Annotated in this window: 15 protein-coding genes and 1 pseudogene; 11 read left to right on the top strand and 5 right to left on the bottom strand. The window is 67.7% G+C overall.

What is annotated here, in order from left to right:
* Positions 1-223: pseudogene (locus ACO6D5_RS12960) on the bottom strand (hypothetical protein); the annotation flags it as partial.
* 2 nt (positions 224-225) lie between these two features.
* The gene (gene folB / locus ACO6D5_RS12965; protein ID WP_006217044.1) at positions 226-585 is read right to left on the bottom strand and encodes a dihydroneopterin aldolase; all 360 of its coding nucleotides are present in this window, start codon (positions 583-585) and stop codon (positions 226-228) included.
* 124 nt (positions 586-709) lie between these two features.
* On the opposite strand from folB, the gene ACO6D5_RS12970 reads away from it, so the two are divergent.
* Both ACO6D5_RS12970 and ACO6D5_RS12975 read left to right on the top strand, forming a co-directional pair.
* Positions 710-1,612, top strand: a complete 903-nt coding sequence (locus ACO6D5_RS12970) for an NAD(P)/FAD-dependent oxidoreductase (RefSeq protein WP_315844913.1) — start codon at positions 710-712, stop codon at positions 1,610-1,612.
* Positions 1,613-1,686: 74 nt separating this feature from the next.
* Positions 1,687-2,565 (top strand): helix-turn-helix domain-containing protein, encoded by an 879-nt coding sequence (locus tag ACO6D5_RS12975; RefSeq protein WP_315844914.1) that lies wholly within the window; start codon positions 1,687-1,689, stop codon positions 2,563-2,565.
* Between the two features lie 17 nt (positions 2,566-2,582).
* Here ACO6D5_RS12975 and ACO6D5_RS12980 read toward each other — a convergent pair whose 3' ends face one another.
* A complete protein-coding gene (locus tag ACO6D5_RS12980) occupies positions 2,583-3,380 on the bottom strand; it encodes an alpha/beta fold hydrolase (RefSeq protein ID WP_315844915.1) in 798 nt (265 codons plus the stop codon).
* A 113-nt stretch (positions 3,381-3,493) separates the two neighbouring features.
* Here ACO6D5_RS12980 and ACO6D5_RS12985 point away from each other — a divergent pair, with 113 nt between their 5' ends.
* The 7 genes from ACO6D5_RS12985 (at position 3,494) to ACO6D5_RS13015 (ending at position 10,746) form a co-directional block, all read left to right on the top strand.
* Positions 3,494-4,396, top strand: coding sequence for a LysR family transcriptional regulator (locus ACO6D5_RS12985; RefSeq protein ID WP_485825605.1), 903 nt, complete (start codon positions 3,494-3,496; stop codon positions 4,394-4,396).
* A 91-nt stretch (positions 4,397-4,487) separates the two neighbouring features.
* Positions 4,488-6,716 carry a TonB-dependent siderophore receptor gene (locus ACO6D5_RS12990; RefSeq protein ID WP_485825606.1) on the top strand — a complete coding sequence of 743 codons (2,229 nt, stop codon included), beginning with the start codon at positions 4,488-4,490 and terminating at the stop codon, positions 6,714-6,716.
* 22 nt (positions 6,717-6,738) lie between these two features.
* The gene (locus ACO6D5_RS12995) at positions 6,739-7,281 is read left to right on the top strand and encodes a hypothetical protein (protein WP_315844918.1); all 543 of its coding nucleotides are present in this window, start codon (positions 6,739-6,741) and stop codon (positions 7,279-7,281) included.
* A 129-nt stretch (positions 7,282-7,410) separates the two neighbouring features.
* On the top strand, positions 7,411-8,379 hold the full coding sequence (locus tag ACO6D5_RS13000) for a Bug family tripartite tricarboxylate transporter substrate binding protein (RefSeq protein ID WP_485825607.1): 969 nt from the start codon (positions 7,411-7,413) through the stop codon (positions 8,377-8,379).
* A gap of 2 nt (positions 8,380-8,381) precedes the next feature.
* Complete coding sequence (locus tag ACO6D5_RS13005) at positions 8,382-9,047, top strand: 3-oxoacid CoA-transferase subunit A (RefSeq protein WP_315844920.1); 666 nt, start codon at positions 8,382-8,384, stop codon at positions 9,045-9,047.
* A gap of 1 nt (position 9,048) precedes the next feature.
* On the top strand, positions 9,049-9,747 hold the full coding sequence (locus tag ACO6D5_RS13010) for a 3-oxoacid CoA-transferase subunit B (RefSeq protein WP_485825608.1): 699 nt from the start codon (positions 9,049-9,051) through the stop codon (positions 9,745-9,747).
* 36 nt (positions 9,748-9,783) lie between these two features.
* Entirely contained in the window at positions 9,784-10,746 is a 963-nt protein-coding gene (locus tag ACO6D5_RS13015) for a tripartite tricarboxylate transporter substrate binding protein (RefSeq protein WP_315844922.1), read from the top strand.
* Between the two features lie 76 nt (positions 10,747-10,822).
* Here the strand turns inward: ACO6D5_RS13015 and ACO6D5_RS13020 are convergent, their stop codons facing one another.
* Positions 10,823-12,598 (bottom strand): M61 family metallopeptidase, encoded by a 1,776-nt coding sequence (locus ACO6D5_RS13020; protein WP_485825609.1) that lies wholly within the window; start codon positions 12,596-12,598, stop codon positions 10,823-10,825.
* A 28-nt stretch (positions 12,599-12,626) separates the two neighbouring features.
* On the opposite strand from ACO6D5_RS13020, the gene ACO6D5_RS13025 reads away from it, so the two are divergent.
* Positions 12,627-13,403 (top strand): enoyl-CoA hydratase, encoded by a 777-nt coding sequence (locus tag ACO6D5_RS13025; RefSeq protein WP_088591231.1) that lies wholly within the window; start codon positions 12,627-12,629, stop codon positions 13,401-13,403.
* A gap of 254 nt (positions 13,404-13,657) precedes the next feature.
* Positions 13,658-15,211 (top strand): DUF1254 domain-containing protein, encoded by a 1,554-nt coding sequence (locus ACO6D5_RS13030; protein WP_315844925.1) that lies wholly within the window; start codon positions 13,658-13,660, stop codon positions 15,209-15,211.
* A 145-nt stretch (positions 15,212-15,356) separates the two neighbouring features.
* Here the strand turns inward: ACO6D5_RS13030 and ACO6D5_RS13035 are convergent.
* A partial coding sequence (locus tag ACO6D5_RS13035) for a hypothetical protein (protein ID WP_485825610.1) occupies positions 15,357-15,605 on the bottom strand: 249 nt, incomplete at its 5' end.

Consider the following 15,605-nt stretch of genomic DNA (forward strand, 5'->3'; position numbering starts at 1 on the left):
TCTCGCGGGCCAGGCGCTTGGTGAGCTTGTTGCCTTCGTAGCGGGCCTTCTCCGCAGCAAGCGCATCTTTTGCGCGCGGCGTGGGGGCCGTCTCCCCGCCGGGCCGCCCCAAGGGGGGAGAGCCCCCTTGGGGGGCAGCAAGCGCATCTTGTGCGCGCAGCGTGGGGGCTGCATTCTCTTCGGCTTCCGTGCGGAAGCGGATAGGGGGAGCGATATCGTTCATGGTCAACGCGTGATCTGGATTTCCACGCCTACCGCCGCACAGTCGGAAAAGGCCATGGGTTTGCTGATGCGCAGGCGCAGCGAGCGGATTTCCTGGAAGTCGGCCAGAAGGCGCGCGGCGACTTGTTCGGAAAGGGTTTCGATCAGGTTCACATGCGCCTGCGTGCATTCCTCGACGATGGCCTCGCGCAGCCGGCGGTAGTCCAGCACGCTGTGGATATCGTGGTCGTCGACCGAGCGCTGGATGTCCACGTCGAACTCGGCATCGACGTGCAGGGGCTGGGTGGCGCGTCGCTCGTGCTCGAGGATGCCGATGCGGGCGTCGAGCGCAAGCCCGGAAAGGATGATGCGGCGTGTGGGCATGATGAAAACCTGGGTGGGACAGCCGGAATTGTAAGGCGACGGCGGGTCAGGGGCGGCGCGCTGGCTACAATTCGGCCATGTCCGGGCGTCTTTGACGACGCCGGCGCAGTCGATAAGGGGTGAAATGCAACAGATGCACGATGCGGTCATTGTAGGCGGCGGCCCGGCCGGCGCTTCCTGCGCCCTGTGGTTGGCCAGGCTCGGTCTGTCCCCGCTATTGGTCGAAGCCAGCGCCCGCCTGGGCGGGCTGGGCAATGACAATCCGTTCGCCGACGATTGGATCGCGGTGCTGCCCGGGGTGACCGGGCAGCAGGTGGCGGCCAACATCGACGCGAGCGTGCGCGCGGCCGGCGTGCCGCTGCGCCTGGAAACCCGGGTGACGGGCGTCTTGCCCTGCAAGGGCGGCATCCAGGCCACCCTGACCGGCCCGGACGGCAGCCAGACGCCGGTGCGCGGACGCACGCTCGTCATCGCCTCGGGCGTGCGCGCCAAGGGCCTGCCGGACCACCCGCCGGGGGCCTCGTGGCCCGGCGTGCTGATCGGCCCGGGTTCCCCCATCGTGGCGCAGGACTACTCCGGCCTGTCCGTCGCGGTGCTGGGCGGCGGCGACAACGCCTTCGAAAACTACGTCTATGTGCGCAACCGCGGCGCCCGCGCCGTGCACCTGTACGCCCGCAGCGTCCGTGCCCAGCAGCAATGGGTGACGCGCGCCGGCCGCGAAGGCGTGCGCATCGGCCCTTACCGGGTGGATCCCGCGAGGCGCAGCGTGGACGGCCAGCAGTACGACCTGATCCTGGTCTTCTACGGCTGGGAGCCGCAAGCCGCCTTCGCCGACGGCCTGCGCTTGGCCCGCGACGAACGCGGCTACATCCGCACGGATTTCGCCACCGCCGAAACCAGCGTGCCCGACATCTACGCGGTGGGCGAAGTCGCGCACCGCATGCATCCCTGCGTCGTCACGTCGATGGCGGACGGGGTCGTGGCGGCCAAGGCCATCCAGCGCCGCTGGGAACGGGCAGGGGAGTAAGCCTGCCGTCGTGCGGGCGGGCGGGCCATATTTGAGTAATAATAATTATTCTCAAATAAGACCCGGATCCGTCCATGCCTTCCCCGCGCGCCGCCGCCGAACACCACCGCGTTGACGCGGTACTGAGCCAGCCCGGCGGCGTCGCCCTGCACGCAGGCGTGTTCCGGCGCAGCGCCACGCGCTGGCGCGACGAACCGCTGCACCGCGGCTTGAAAGTCATCATGCTCGACGGCCAGGTGCACAGCCGGATCGAAGACCGCACCGCCTTGCGCCTGCAGGGCCCGACGCTGTTCCTGGCGTGGAACACCGGCCAGGCGCAGGGCGCGGACGCCTTCGAGGCAGGCGTAGACCAGCAGTACGCGATGGTCAGCCTGCCCGATACGGCGGTGTGGTCGGAACTGGGCCTGGAGCCGGACTTCTTCAAGCAGCTTGCTCCCGGCCAGCCCTCGAGCGACCCGGTCGTCTGGCACGGCGCGGCCGGGCGCGACGCGCGCCGCATCGCCGACCAGGTGCGGGTCTGCGCCTTCGACGGGGCGGCCCGCCGCCTGTATCTGGCTGCCAAGGGGCTGGAACTGGCGGCCATCGCGTTGGCGCAAGCGACCCGAACCACCGCCTTGTCCGCGGAGCCCGCCCTCTCCGCGGCGCGCGAACTGGACGCGGCGCATGAAGCCCGCCGCCGGTTGTTGGCCGACCTGCGACAGCCGCCGGGAGCATCCGAACTGGCGCGCGAATTCGGCCTGCACACCCGCAAGCTGGAACAGGCATTCAAGCGCGCATTCGGCCTGAGCATGGCGCGTTGCGTGCAGGAAGCGCGGTTGGTGCGCGGCCGCGACCTGATACTGAATGGCGGCATGAGCGTGTCGGAAGCCGCCTGGCACGTGGGCTACGCGCCCGCGCATTTCTCGGTGGCGTTCCGCCGCCGCTTCAACGCCAGCCCCAGCGCCTTGCGCTGAGGCCGGGCGGGGCCGCTTCAGCGCGGCAGCAGGAACCGCAGCACCGCGTCCATGAACGCCTCGGGCTGTTCGATGTTCGTCAGGTGCACCGCCGGCAGCTCCAGCGGCTGCGCGCCCGGTACCGTGGCCGCGATGGCCGCGCCATGGCTGGCCGCCGTCACGGTGTCATCGCGCCCTGAAATGACCAGGGTCGGCGCGGTGATCAGCGCGATGGTGCGCCGCAAGTCCACGTCGCGCACGGCGGCGAACGCGCCCGCCAGGCCATGCTTGTCGGTGGCCATCAGCCCGGCGCGGAACGCGTCGATGACGGGGCCGCCGGCTTGCAGCATGGGGGCGGGAAACCAGTTGCCCAGGAACATGGCGGCGGTCTCCGTCATGTCGGGCGCCTGTAGCGTCGCGGCGATGCGCGCATCCCATTGCGGCGCGGGTCCCAGGTAGGCGGACGTGTTGGCCAGGATCAGCCGGTCGATGCGATCCGGCGCATGCACGCCCAGCCATTGCCCGATGAAACCGCCCAATGACAGGCCCAGGAAATGGGCGCGCGGGATGTCTAGCCCGTCCAGCAGTTCAATGACGTCACGGCCCAGCCGGTCCATCGAATAGGCGCCTGCCGGCACGCCGGACGCGCCGTGGCCGCGGGTGTCGTAACGCAGCACGCGGAAGTGGCGGGACAGGGCCGGGATCTGCCCGTCCCACATGTGCAGCGTGGTGCCGATGGAGTTGGACAGCACCAGCACCGGCAGGCGCGCGTCGCCATCGATGCGGTAGGCGATGGCGACGCCGTCGCCGGTGGTGAAGAAGGAGAGGTCTTGCATGGCGGGTCTGCCTGGTCGGGTTGGGATGAGGCAAATCGTAGTTGCGCGCTCATCCGGAAGAAATTACAAAGTCCAGACCATCATTGTCAGAAAGACAGACACTAGAGGCGCGCATGAGCGACTTCACCCTGCACGACCTGCAGTGCTTCGACGCCGTGGCGCGCGCGGGCGGCTTCCAGGCCGCCGCCGCCGCGCTGCATCGTTCGCACCCCGCGGTGTTCGCGGCCGTGGCCAAGCTGGAGCGCCAGCTGGATCTGGCCTTGCTGGACCGCAGCGGCTATCGCGTGCGGCTGACGCCGGCGGGTCAGTCCTTCCACCGCCGCGCGCAAGGCCTGCTGCGCGAACTGGAAGGCTTGCGCACGCACGCCGCGCAATTGGCGATGGGCGAGGAAAGCGACCTGCATGTGGTGATCGGCGACTTCTGCCCGCGGCCGTGGATGCTGGCCGTGTTGAACCGCTTTTCCGCGCAGTGCCCCGGTACGCGCCTGCATCTGCACTTCGAGGCCGTGGGCGGCCCGACCGAACGCCTGCTCGACGGCGACGCGGACCTGATCCTGCATCGCGTGGACAAGCAGGATCCGCGCATCGAATGGCTGGACCTGGCCAAGGTGCCGTTCGTTCCTGTGGCGGCGCCGGGGTTCCTGCCCGCCGCGCGCGGCCGCGCAGTGAGCTTGCCGCAATTGCGCGAGGCCACGCAATGCGTGATGCGCGACACGGCCCGCCATACGCCGCCGCGCGATTACTTCATGGTCGACGGCGCCCCGCAATGCACGGTGCCCGACCAGCTCATGAAGAAGGACGTCATCCTGCAAGGCATGGGCTGGGGCCATTTGCCGCGCTTTTTGATCGAAGACGAATTGCGCGACGGCCGGCTGGTGTCGATCGCCAGCCGCCATCTTCCGGGCAGCGTCGAGGACCTTGTGGCCGCCCGGCGCAGCGACCGCCCGCAAGGCCCTGTCGCGGACCGGCTGTGGTTGGCCCTGCACGCCGCATCCGCGGAAATTCGAAAGCCTTAGTCCCAAAATCGAAAGCCTTTTCGATTGCCCGCAATTCGCCCGTTGAAGATGATTATCAGTCTTATTTGAAGACGGATCGTCGGAGGGAATTGTGGGTATCAAGACAGGTGGGGGCCGGCCGGCCCGGCAGGGCGGGGCACGCGTGGGCCGCGCGGTCTGGCTGGGACGCGGCGCCATGATGTTCGGCCTGGCCGCGGGGGCGGCCTCGGCGCAGACGGCGCCGGAAACCACCACGTTGGCGCCGGTGACGGTACGGGGCGAGGAAGCCGGCGTGACCGAAGGCAGCGCGTCCTACACCGCGCCCAGCGTCACCATCGGCGGCAAACTGCCGCTGTCGCTGCGCGAGATCCCGCAATCGGTGTCCGTCATCACGCGCCAGCGCATCGAAGACCAGAACATGACGTCGCTGGAAGACGCCATGGCGCAGACCCCCGGCATCACCACCGACCTGGCGGCCACCGCGGCCATCCCGCAGTTCTATTCGCGCGGCTTCCAGATCGAATACTTCCAGTATGACGGCGTGCCCATGCAGACGGGCGGCGCATCGTGGGCGCAGCCGGATCTGTTCATGTTCGATCACGTGGAGCTGCTGCGGGGCGCCGCCGGCCTGTTCAACGGCGCCGGCCAGCCGGGCGGCGTGATCAACCTGGTCCGCAAGCGCCCCACGCGAGAGTTCCAGTTTTCGGGCTCGGCCAGCGCCGGCTCGTGGGACAACACCCGCGGCGAAGCGGACCTGTCTTCGCCGCTGAACGCCTCGGGGTCTGTGCGCGGCCGCGTGGCCGCTGCCTATGAAGACCGCAAGTATTTCTACGACGTCGCCAATTCGCAGAAGCAGGCCTACTACGGCATCCTGGAAGCCGACCTGACGCCGGACACGCTGTTGACGCTGGGCGGCAGCTATCAGCGGCGCGATTGGCTGCCGTTCATGATGCAGATGCCGCGCTACAAGGACGGCGGCGATCTGGGGCTGACGCGCGGCACGTTCCTGGGCGCCGACTGGAACCGTTGGGACTTCGAGAACACACAGATATTCGCGGAACTGGCGCACCGCTTTTCTTCGGACTGGACGGTCAAGCTCAACGTCAACCAGGCCGAAGAGACCAGCAAGTTGAAGTACGCGTATGTGCGCGGCGCGGTGGACCGCGTAACCGGCCTGGGCCCGCGCCTGTACGGCGGCGGCAACCAATACCGCAACCGGCAACTGGGTGTCGACCTGATGGTGTCGGGCGCGTTCGAGGCGCTGGGCCGGCGCCATGAACTCGTCTTCGGCGGCAACTGGTACGACCGCAGCGCGCGTTCGTACAACGCCTATTCGCTGCCGGGGTTCCCGCCGCAGCCGGTGGACGTCTTCCACTATGACGTCCGCGACTATCCCGAACCCGCGGATCCGCAGTGGGGCAGCCAAAGCGACGTGAAGACGCGCCAGTCGGGCGTCTACGCGATGGCCCGGCTGAAAGTGGCCGATCCGCTGACGCTGGTGCTGGGCACGCGCATGAGCTGGTGGCGAACGCAAAGCGAAAACCTGATGACGGGCGTGACGGATCCGGCTGTCACCGAACACGGCCGGATGACGCCGTATGCCGGCCTCGTCTACGACATCGACGACCACTGGAGCGCTTACGCCAGCTACGCGGACATCTTCCGCGTGCAAAGCGACCTGCGCACCGCCGACGGCGGCTCGCTGCCCCCCGTGGTGGGTTCGAACTACGAAGCCGGCGTGAAGAGCGAATGGCTGGACGGGCGCCTGAACACCTCGTTCGCGCTGTTCCGCATCACCGAACGCAACCGCGCGCAGAGCGACCCCAACTATCCGGAAGTCGGCGACTGCTGCTACCAGGCCAGCGGGCAGGTGCGCAGCCAGGGCTTCGAGGCGGAAGTATCCGGCCGGCTGGCGCCGGGCTGGGAAGTGGCGGGCGGCTACACCTTCAACACCACGCGCTATCTGAAGGATGCGGAGAACGGCGGCGCGCCGTTCCGCACCTTCACGCCCAAGCACATCTTCCAGCTGTGGACGACCTATCAGCTGCCCAGCGAGTGGAACCGCTGGAGCGTCGGCGGTGGCGTCAACGTCAAGAGCGGCGTCTACACCGAAAGCGCCGTGCAGGGCCCGGTCTCGGGCAGTTCGGTGCGCGTGTCGCAGGGCGGCTACGCCATCTGGAACGCGCGGATCGGCTACCGCGTGAGCGACCACGTGTCGCTGGGACTGAACGTGAACAACCTGTTCGACAAGGTCTATTACCAGCGGCTGGGCAACGCCGACATGGGCAATGCCTACGGCGAACCGCGCAGCGTCATGCTGAACATGCGCGTCAAGTATTGATCGAACCCTCAGGAGAAAAGCGATGAAGATTTCCTTGCAACAGGCGCTGCGCGCCGCCGCCTTCGGCGTTGCGCTGTACGCGGGCTTGCCGGCGCACGCCGCGCCGGCGGCGCCAGCCCCGCAGGCGGCTGCGGCGTCCCCCGTCTTGTCCGCCGGCGAGTACCGCTGGACGATCGACGATGGCCATGGCGAACCGCCCTACACCTTGCGCCTCTATGTGCAGCCGCTGCCCTCGGGCGACTATGCGCTGACCGGCAGCCTGCTGCTGGACGACGCCGAGCTGGGCGCCTCGGGATCGGCGCGGGTGCGCGACGGCAAGCTGGTGCTGGACCTGACCGCCAGCGGCGGCGTGCTGCAGGCGCCGATGGAAGATAGCAAGCGCGCCCTGTATCCCAAGGGCCGCGCGCCGGCGCGCGTGGACTCGGCAGGCTTTGCGACGATGCGCGCGCTGCTGGACCCGGCGACGCTGGGCGGCGTCGTGCAGCGGTATCAGACCAACGTCATGACGGGCCATCTGGTGCAAGGCCCGATGTACGCCAATAGCGTCATCCGCCGCCAGCCGTAGCGCGCAGGGAGGGCGGCTTCACCTCAGGCGAAGGCCGCCCTCCAGATTGCAGAATAGGCATTTGCCCCCGCGGCGCACACACTCTGTCTCCACAAGTTGATCAATCAATGATCACGTCGGGAGACAAGCATGTTGCACGCGCATCGCTGGCTGGCTGCCGGCGCGGTGGCATTGGCCCTGGCAGGCCAGGCCCATGCCGCCTGGCCTGAACGGCCGATCACCCTCATCGTCCCGGCCGCGCCCGGCGGCACCACCGACATCGCCGCGCGGCTGATCGCGGACAAGCTGGGCGCCAAGCTTGGGCAGCAGGTCATCGTGGAAAACCGCGCGGGCGCCGCAGGCATCATCGGCGCGCAGACGATGGCGCGCGCCAAGCCGGACGGCTACACCTTGCTGATGGGCAACATCGGCCCCAACGCCATCAACTACGCGCTCTACAAGACGCTGCCCTACAAGCCCGCCGACTTCGCGCCCGTGACGCTGGTGATCTCGGTGCCCAACGTGCTGGTCGTCAACGAAGCCTCGCCCGCCCGTGCGGTCGCCGACCTGCTGGCCCTGGCTCGGAAGGATCCCGCCAAGGTGTCCTTCGGCAGTTCCGGCGCGGGGCAGTCGCCGCACCTGTCGGCCGAGTTGTTCAAGCAGCGCGCCGGCATCCCCGGCACGCATGTGCCCTACAAGGGCGCGGGGCCCGCGGTGGCCGCGCTGCTGGGCCAGCAGTTCACGTTCATGATCGACAACCTGCCCAGCTCGATGCCGTTCATCCAGTCCGGCAAGCTGCGCGCGCTGGCCGTCACCAGCGACCGCCGTCTGGCCGAACTGCCGGACGTTCCGACCATGGCCGAGGCCGGCGTGAAGGACATGGTGGTGACCGCCTGGTTCGGCCTGGTCGCGCCGGCCGGCACGCCGGAAGACGTCATCGGCAAGCTCTACGCCGCCACCCGCGACGTCGTGCAGAGCCCCGAAGTCAGCGACCGCTTCAAGGCCATGGGCGGGCAGGCCGGTGGCAACACGCCGGCCGAATTCACCGCGTTCATCGGCCAGGAGCGCGCCCGCTGGAAACAGATCGTGGACGCGGCCGGACTAGAGCAGGAGCAATAGACGTGATCGATAAGATTCAAGCATCCATGGCCGAGGCCGTGGCGGTGATTCCCGACGGCGCATCCGTGCTGGTGGGCGGCTTCGGCGAGGCGGGCGTGCCGTATGAACTGCTGCAGTGCCTGGCGGAATCGGGCCGGCGCGACCTGACCATCATCTCGAACAACGCCGGCACGTTCGAGCGCGGCATCGCCGCGCTGCTGATTCGCAAGCAGGTCCGCAAGATCATCTGCTCGCATCCGCGCCCGCCCAATTCCGATGCGTTTGCGCGCGCATTCCGCGCCGGCGAGGTGGAACTGGAATGCGTGCCGCAGGGCACGCTGGCCGAACGGTTGCGCGCTGCGGGCGCGGGCCTGGGGCCGTTCTACACGCCCACGGGCTACGGCACCGAACTGGCCGCGGGCCGCCGCCAGGAAGTGATCGACGGCGTGGGCTACGTGCTGGAGCATCCGTTGCGCGGCGATTACGCGCTGATCCGCGCGCATCTGGGCGATCGTTGGGGCAACCTGATGTATCGGCACGCGGCGCGCAACTTCAACCCGGTGATGTGCATGGCCGCCGGCCACGCCATCGCGCAGGTCGACGAGGTCGTGCCGCTGGGCACGTTCGTACCCGAGCAGGTCATGACGCAGGGCATCTTCGTGAAATCCGTGGTGCGGGTGGAGGCCTGACATGCAAGACATCACTGGCTTGACCCGGCAGCAGATCGCAGAGCTGCTGGCCAGCGACATTCCCGATGGCTCCATCGTCAACCTGGGCATCGGCATGCCGACGCTGGTGGGCGACTACCTGCCGTCCGACAAGGACATCCTGCTGCACAGCGAAAACGGCATCCTGGGCATGGGCCCGGCGGCCAGCGGCGAAAACGTGGACCCGGACCTGATCAACGCCAGCCGCCAGCCCATCACGCTGCTGGACGGCGCCTCGATCACCGAGCACACCGTGTCGTTCGCGATGATGCGCGGCGGCCACCTGGACTACGCCGTGCTGGGCGCGTTCCAGGTATCGGAATCGGGCGACCTGGCCAATTGGAAGACCGATGCGGCCGACGCCATCCCCGCCGTGGGCGGCGCGATGGACCTGGCCGTGGGCGCCAAGCAGGTCCTGGTCACGATGGAGCACCGCGGCCGCGACGGCACGCCCAAGGTGCTGCGCCAATGCACCTATCCGCTGACTGGCAAGGGCGTGGTGACGCGCATCTATACCGATCTGGCGGTGATCGACGTGACGCCCGGCGGCTTGAATGTCTACGCCATGAAGGCGGGAATTACCGCGGCGTTCCTGCGTTCCGTGACCGAGGCGCCGCTGCACTTTCCGGAGACGCCGCGCGTGATCGTGCTGGATCCGGCCGGCACGCCGCGCTACGCCTGACGGTTTGCGTCCGCTTTCGGGCAAAGGAGACCCCTGATGATCCGTTCGCTTCTGATCGCCGCGTCGCTCGGCGTCCTGTCCGTGGGCGCCGTCGAGGCCGCCCCGGCCTACCCCGACAAGCCCATCACCTTGCTGATTCCGTATCCGCCGGGCGGCAGCGCCGATATGCTGGCCCGGCCGCTGGGCGCGGAACTGCAGAAGAAGTGGGGTCAGCCGGTGGTGCTGGAGTACAAGCCAGGCGCGGGCGGCGCCATCGCGTCCGCGCAACTGGCCCGCGCCAAGCCCGACGGCTACACCTTGCTGATGGTGCTGGCCGCGCATGCCATCAACCCCAGCCTGTATCCGTCCTTGCCCTACGACACCCGCCGCGACTTCGCGCCGGTCTCGCTGGTGGCGACGTTGCCGATGCTGGTGGCCGCGCCCCTGTCCACGCCGGCCAGCACCATCCCCGAACTGATCGCCTACGGCAAGGACCATCCCGGCAAGCTCAGTTTCGCCTCCGCCGGCAATGGCAACACCAGCCATCTGGCTGCCGAGATGTTCAAGAACCAGACGGGCGTGGACATGATGCACGTGCCGTACAAGGGCAGCGGCCCGGCGGTCGTCGCCTTGCTGGGCGGCGAGGTGTCATTGATGTTCGACAGCATCTCCACGTCGTTGCCGCAGGTGCAGGCGGGCAAGTTGAAGGCCATCGCGGTCACCGGCGAACGCCGCTCGCCCTTGCTGCCCGACGTGCCGACGGTGGCCGAAAGCGTCCCGGGCTTCGTCGTGAACGGCTGGTACGGGGTGCTGGCGCCGGCGGGCACGCCGCCCGACGTCGTCAACGCCTTGAGCCGCGGCATTGCCGACGCCGTGGCGTTGCCCGCGTTGAAGCAGCAACTGGCGGGCTATGGCTATGAAACGGTGGGCTCCTCGCCGGCCGATTTCGCCAGCCATATCGACCGCGAACTGGAGGCGTGGAAAAAGGCGGTGGAGGCCTCGGGGGCCAAGCTGAATTAAGAAGGGACCCGAAAAGAGGGGGACCGAAAAGAAGGGGCCCGATGGGCCCCTGTGCCGGATACCCCGACGCGCGGCGCTATACCGTCAACACGCAATCCAGCGCTTCGGGCGCGGTGAGCCTTACCCGGAACGCGCGCAGTTCGTCGCGGCGGAACACGTGCACCGTCACGCGGTCGCCGGGGCGGTACTGCGCCAGCAGCAGGTCCAGGCCGGCGGGCGCATCCACCCGCAAGCCATCCACCGCTACCAGCACATCGCCCGCCGACAGGCCGGCCTGGTGGCCCGCGCCGCCTTCCAGCACGGTGGCCAGCGCGAGCGAGTCGCCCAGTTTGCGCGTGCGCACGTCCAGCGACGGGATGTTGGCCGCCGTCTTCCATTGCAGCGTGATGCCTTCGGCGGCCAGCAGTTCGGCCAGCGGCACGTCGGCCGTGCCGTAGGCATGGCGCGCGATGAAGCGGCGCGCATCCACGCCGGTGGCTTCCTGGATCAGCGCGGGCAGGCCGTCTTCGGGCAAGCCCTGCGGATTGCCCTGATAGAAGTCGCGGCCATAGCGTTCCCACAGCAGGCGCATCACGTCGTCCAGCGAATGGCGGCCGGCGGTGTCGCGGCGGATCAGCAGGTCCAGGCCCAGCGCGACCAGCGCGCCCTTGGTGTAGTAACTGACCAGCGCGTTGGGCGAGTTCTCGTCCTGCTTGTAATAGCGCGTCCACGCGTCGAACGAGCTTTCCTCCACCGACTGCTTGGCGCGGCCCGGCGTGCGGGCCACGCTGGTGATGGTCTTGGCCAGCAAGCGCAGGTAGTCGGACTGCGTGATCGCACCCGAGCGCAGCAGCAGCAGGTCGTCGTAATAGGACGTGAAGCCTTCGAACACCCACAGCAGGCGCGTCAGGTCGGGCTGCTCAAGGTGGTACGGGGCAAAGGCCTGCGGCTTGATGCGCTTGACGTTCCAGGTGTGGAAGTATTCATGGCTGACCAGCCCGAGAAAACCGCGATAGCCTTCGCCCTGGCCTTGCTGGCCCAATACCGGCAAGTCCTTGCGCGCGGTCATCAGCGCCGTGCTGGCGCGATGCTCCAGGCCGCCGTAGCCGTCGCCCGTCACCATGGTCATGAAGACGTATCGGTTGGAACTATCCAGGAACGGCGCGCGTTTCGTGCGGGGCTCGAAGAACGCGATCTGCGTCTCGCAGATCTTCTTCACGTCGCCCGTGATGCGGGCCAGATCCAGGTTCGGCGTCACGCCGGTGAACACCAGTTCGTGTTCCGCGCCGTGGGCCGTGAACGTCGCCACATGCGGGGTGCCCATTTCCACGGGATGGTCGATCAGCGCGTCATAGTCCGGCGCCAGGTACAGGCCGAAGCCGTGGCGGCGGGCCGCGCCCTTGTGGCCGCGGGCCTCGGGCAGGCTCGTGTAGACCTTCCAGCCGTCCAGGCCGCGCGGCGGCGCCAGGTCCACCAAGCAGGGCAGGTGGTCCTGGCCATGCACGCGCAGGAACACGCTGGTGCCGTTGAAGAAGCCGTGGCTTTCATCCAGATGCGCGCCGCGCACCGACAGGTCCCACGCGTAGACCACGTATTCGATCCGCAACGGGCCGTCGCAAGGCGCGGCCTGCCAGGTGTGGTTGTCGATTTTGTCGACATTCACGCGCCGCGTGCCCGCATGGGCCGACAGCGATTCGATCTGGCGCGAGAAATCGCGGATCAGGTAGCTGCCCGGAATCCAGGCCGGCAGCGACAGGCGCTGGCCTTCAGGAGAAGGCGTATCGACGGTTAGGGTTATCCGGTAGCGGTGTCCTGCCGGATCGAACGGCGCAAGGCGGTAAAGTATCGGAAAAGCGGCATCTGATTTTTTCATGCTTCTATCTTATTACTGGAGACATTCAATGAGCGAGTCGTTTGTACTGGTCGAGACCCGGGGCCGCGTCGGCCTGCTGACGCTGAACCGCCCCAAGGCGCTCAATGCGCTGAACGATCAACTGATGGATGAGCTCGGCGCGGCACTGCTGGCGTTCGAGGCGAATGCCGACATCGGCTGCGTGGTCATTACCGGCAGCGAGAAGGCCTTTGCCGCGGGCGCCGATATCGGCGCGATGAAAGACTGGTCGTACATGGACGTGTACGGCAGCGAATACATCACCCGCAACTGGGAAACCCTGAAGCGCATCCGGAAGCCCGTGATTGCCGCGGTGGGCGGCTACGCGTTGGGCGGCGGCTGCGAACTGGCCATGATGTGCGACATCATCATCGCCGCCGACACCGCCAAGTTCGGCCAGCCGGAGATCAAGCTGGGCGTGATCCCGGGCGCCGGCGGCACGCAGCGCCTGCCGCGTGCGGTGGGCAAGGCCAAGGCCATGGACCTGGCGCTGACCGCGCGCATGATGGGCGCCGAAGAAGCCGAGCGCGCGGGCCTGGTCTCGCGCGTGGTCCCCGCCGACAAGCTGATGGAAGAAGCGCTGGATGCCGCCACCGTCATCGCGTCGATGTCGCTGCCGTCCGTGATGATGGCCAAGGAATGCGTGAACCGCGCGTTCGAAAGCTCGCTGAACGAAGGCCTGCTGTTCGAACGCCGTGTGTTCCATTCGCTGTTCGCCACCGAAGACCAGAAGGAAGGCATGGCGGCCTTCACCGAAAAGCGCAAACCGGACTTTAAACACCGTTAAGCCTTGTTACGTCCGCGCAGGCGGCGTGGACAAGTCCTGATACCCGCGACGCGCCCCGGCAGGGCGCGTTTTTCATGGGCGCCGAATACGGGTTTTCCCGTTGCGCCTTGAAACTTCTGGGCAGCACCTTGTTGCAGACTTCTTCCCTATCCTGATTAGGCGTCATCAAGAGGTGCCGCGCCAGAGCGGCTTGCCCAACCTGGCAAGTCCCGCGCGGCGGCTCGCTTGCAAACAAAATCAAGAAGGAGCCTTGCATGCGTACTTTTATCGCCAATCGCCGGTGGTCCGCCGCGGTCCTTGCGGGCGCGCTCAGCGCCTGCTTCGTGACCGCCACTCAGGCTCAATCGCCGCAGCCCACGCTGCGCCTGGTGTCCGAAACCCCTTATCCCGCCACGGCCACCGCGCCGCAGATGAGCGAACAGGATCTGCGCGACACGGCCATCGATGCCTACGTCTACGCTTATCCGATGGTGTTGATGGAGCTGGCGCGCCGCAAGGCCACCGCCGTGCAAAGCCCGCTGGACGGGCGCGCGCCGGTGAACCAGTTCGGCCACAAGGCCGCGTTCCCTGACCCGCGCGCGGCCGACACGCCGTGGCCCAGCGCCGATGCCCTGTACTCCAGCCTGTGGTTCGATGTCTCGCAGGCGCCGCTGATCGTGAACCTGCCCGACACGGGCGGGCGCTATTCGGTGCTGTCGGCGCTGGACATGTGGAGCGACGTGTTCGCCTCGCGCGGCACCCGCACCAACGGCCCTGGCGCGCAATCCTTCGCCATCGTCGGTCCCAACTGGCAGGGCAGCGTGCCCGCCGGCATCGACGTGATCCGCAGCCCGACCTCGACCGGCTGGCTGATCGGCTGGACCCAGACCGGCGGTCCGCAGGATTACGCGGCCGTCAATCAGATCCAGGCCGGCATGACCGCCGTGCCGCTTGTCACGCAGACGGCCGCGACGCCGGTGCGCGGCGGCCGCTACACCGCCGGCAACGCCTATCCGCAAACGGGGGCGGGCGTGGGTTCGGCCCCGATCGGTAGCGGCCTGCCGTTGCCCACGCCGGTGAACCTGCCTGAGGGCACGCCCGCCGAGCAGGCGGCCAGCATGGACGCGGCCTCGTTCTTTGCGCTGTTCTTCGATGTGTTGCGCAACAATCCGCCGCACGCCAACGATTCGCCGATCCTGGACCGCATGCGCCGCATCGGCCTGGACAGCCGCCAGCCGTTCTCGTATGGCCGGCTGAGCCCGACCGTGCAGCAGGCGCTGGCCGACGCCCAGCCGCTGGCGGGCCGCCGCATCGCCGATGGCGTGTCGCGCCTGGGCACGCCGATCAACGGCTGGAACACGGTCCTGTCGGGCATCGGCACCTACGGCACTGACTATGCGCGCCGCGCCGCCATCGCCTATGCGGGCCTGGGCGCGCCGACGCCGGAAGACGTGCTGTACCCGGTGACTGTGGCCGATTCGAAGGGCCGTCCGTTGAACTCCGACGAGGACTACGTGCTGCACTTCGACAAGGGTCAGCTGCCGCCGGTCAACGCGTTCTGGTCGCTGCACGTCTATAACGACAAGCACGGCTTTGCCGACAACCCCGCCAACCGCTACGCGTTGCGCAGCACCGACGGGCTGAAGTACAACTCGGACGGTTCGCTGGACATCTACATCCAGCGCCGCGACCCGGGCGAGAAGAAGCGTTCGAACTGGATCAGCACGCCGGCCGCCGACGGTCCGTTCCTGTTGAGCCTGCGCCTGTACTGGCCGCAAGACACGGCGCTGGACGGCCTGTGGGCGCCGCCGCCGGTCAAGGAAGACTAAGCCTGCGAAGCCGGTTGGCACCGCCTGCCGGAACAAAGCGGCCCCGATGTCGGGGCCGTTTTTTTTGGAGTCGACAACCGGGTTGCGCAAGGCTTGCGCAACCCGCACAAGGGGCGCGTTCGCGTCCCTATTTTTCGCGTGGCATCTAGTACGCCCAAGCCGTTGTTTGCACCTTACAAACCCCCGAAAGTTCATTTGCTCGAGCAAAAAGAATCACGCTATACTCTGCGGGTTTGACGCTTGCGGGATAAGAACACGTGGCGGCTGGTAAGCGGTGGATGGGCGCGGTTTGCAGGGTAGAGACGCTGAAATAGCGGATGCTGAAGTAGCGGATGCTGGAATAGCGGATGCTGAATAGGCGAGAGCTGAAAAGCGAAGGCTGAAAAGCATAGGC

The sequence above is a fragment of the Achromobacter sp. genome (genome assembly GCF_057314935.1).

Excerpts from the sequence above, each read along its gene's own strand:
- folB (WP_006217044.1), bottom strand. The coding sequence starts at position 585 with ATGCCCACACGCCGCATCATCCTTTCCGGGCTTGCGCTCGACGCCCGC.
- ACO6D5_RS12980 (WP_315844915.1), bottom strand. The coding sequence starts at position 3,380 with ATGCAAGACCTCTCCTTCTTCACCACCGGCGACGGCGTCGCCATCGCC.
- ACO6D5_RS12970 (WP_315844913.1), top strand. The coding sequence starts at position 710 with ATGCAACAGATGCACGATGCGGTCATTGTAGGCGGCGGCCCGGCCGGC.
- ACO6D5_RS12975 (WP_315844914.1), top strand. The coding sequence starts at position 1,687 with ATGCCTTCCCCGCGCGCCGCCGCCGAACACCACCGCGTTGACGCGGTA.
- ACO6D5_RS13030 (WP_315844925.1), top strand. The coding sequence starts at position 13,658 with ATGCGTACTTTTATCGCCAATCGCCGGTGGTCCGCCGCGGTCCTTGCG.
- ACO6D5_RS13025 (WP_088591231.1), top strand. The coding sequence starts at position 12,627 with ATGAGCGAGTCGTTTGTACTGGTCGAGACCCGGGGCCGCGTCGGCCTG.
- ACO6D5_RS13000 (WP_485825607.1), top strand. The coding sequence starts at position 7,411 with ATGTTGCACGCGCATCGCTGGCTGGCTGCCGGCGCGGTGGCATTGGCC.
- ACO6D5_RS12995 (WP_315844918.1), top strand. The coding sequence starts at position 6,739 with ATGAAGATTTCCTTGCAACAGGCGCTGCGCGCCGCCGCCTTCGGCGTT.
- ACO6D5_RS13015 (WP_315844922.1), top strand. The coding sequence starts at position 9,784 with ATGATCCGTTCGCTTCTGATCGCCGCGTCGCTCGGCGTCCTGTCCGTG.
- ACO6D5_RS12985 (WP_485825605.1), top strand. The coding sequence starts at position 3,494 with ATGAGCGACTTCACCCTGCACGACCTGCAGTGCTTCGACGCCGTGGCG.
- ACO6D5_RS13010 (WP_485825608.1), top strand. The coding sequence starts at position 9,049 with ATGCAAGACATCACTGGCTTGACCCGGCAGCAGATCGCAGAGCTGCTG.
- ACO6D5_RS13020 (WP_485825609.1), bottom strand. The coding sequence starts at position 12,598 with ATGAAAAAATCAGATGCCGCTTTTCCGATACTTTACCGCCTTGCGCCG.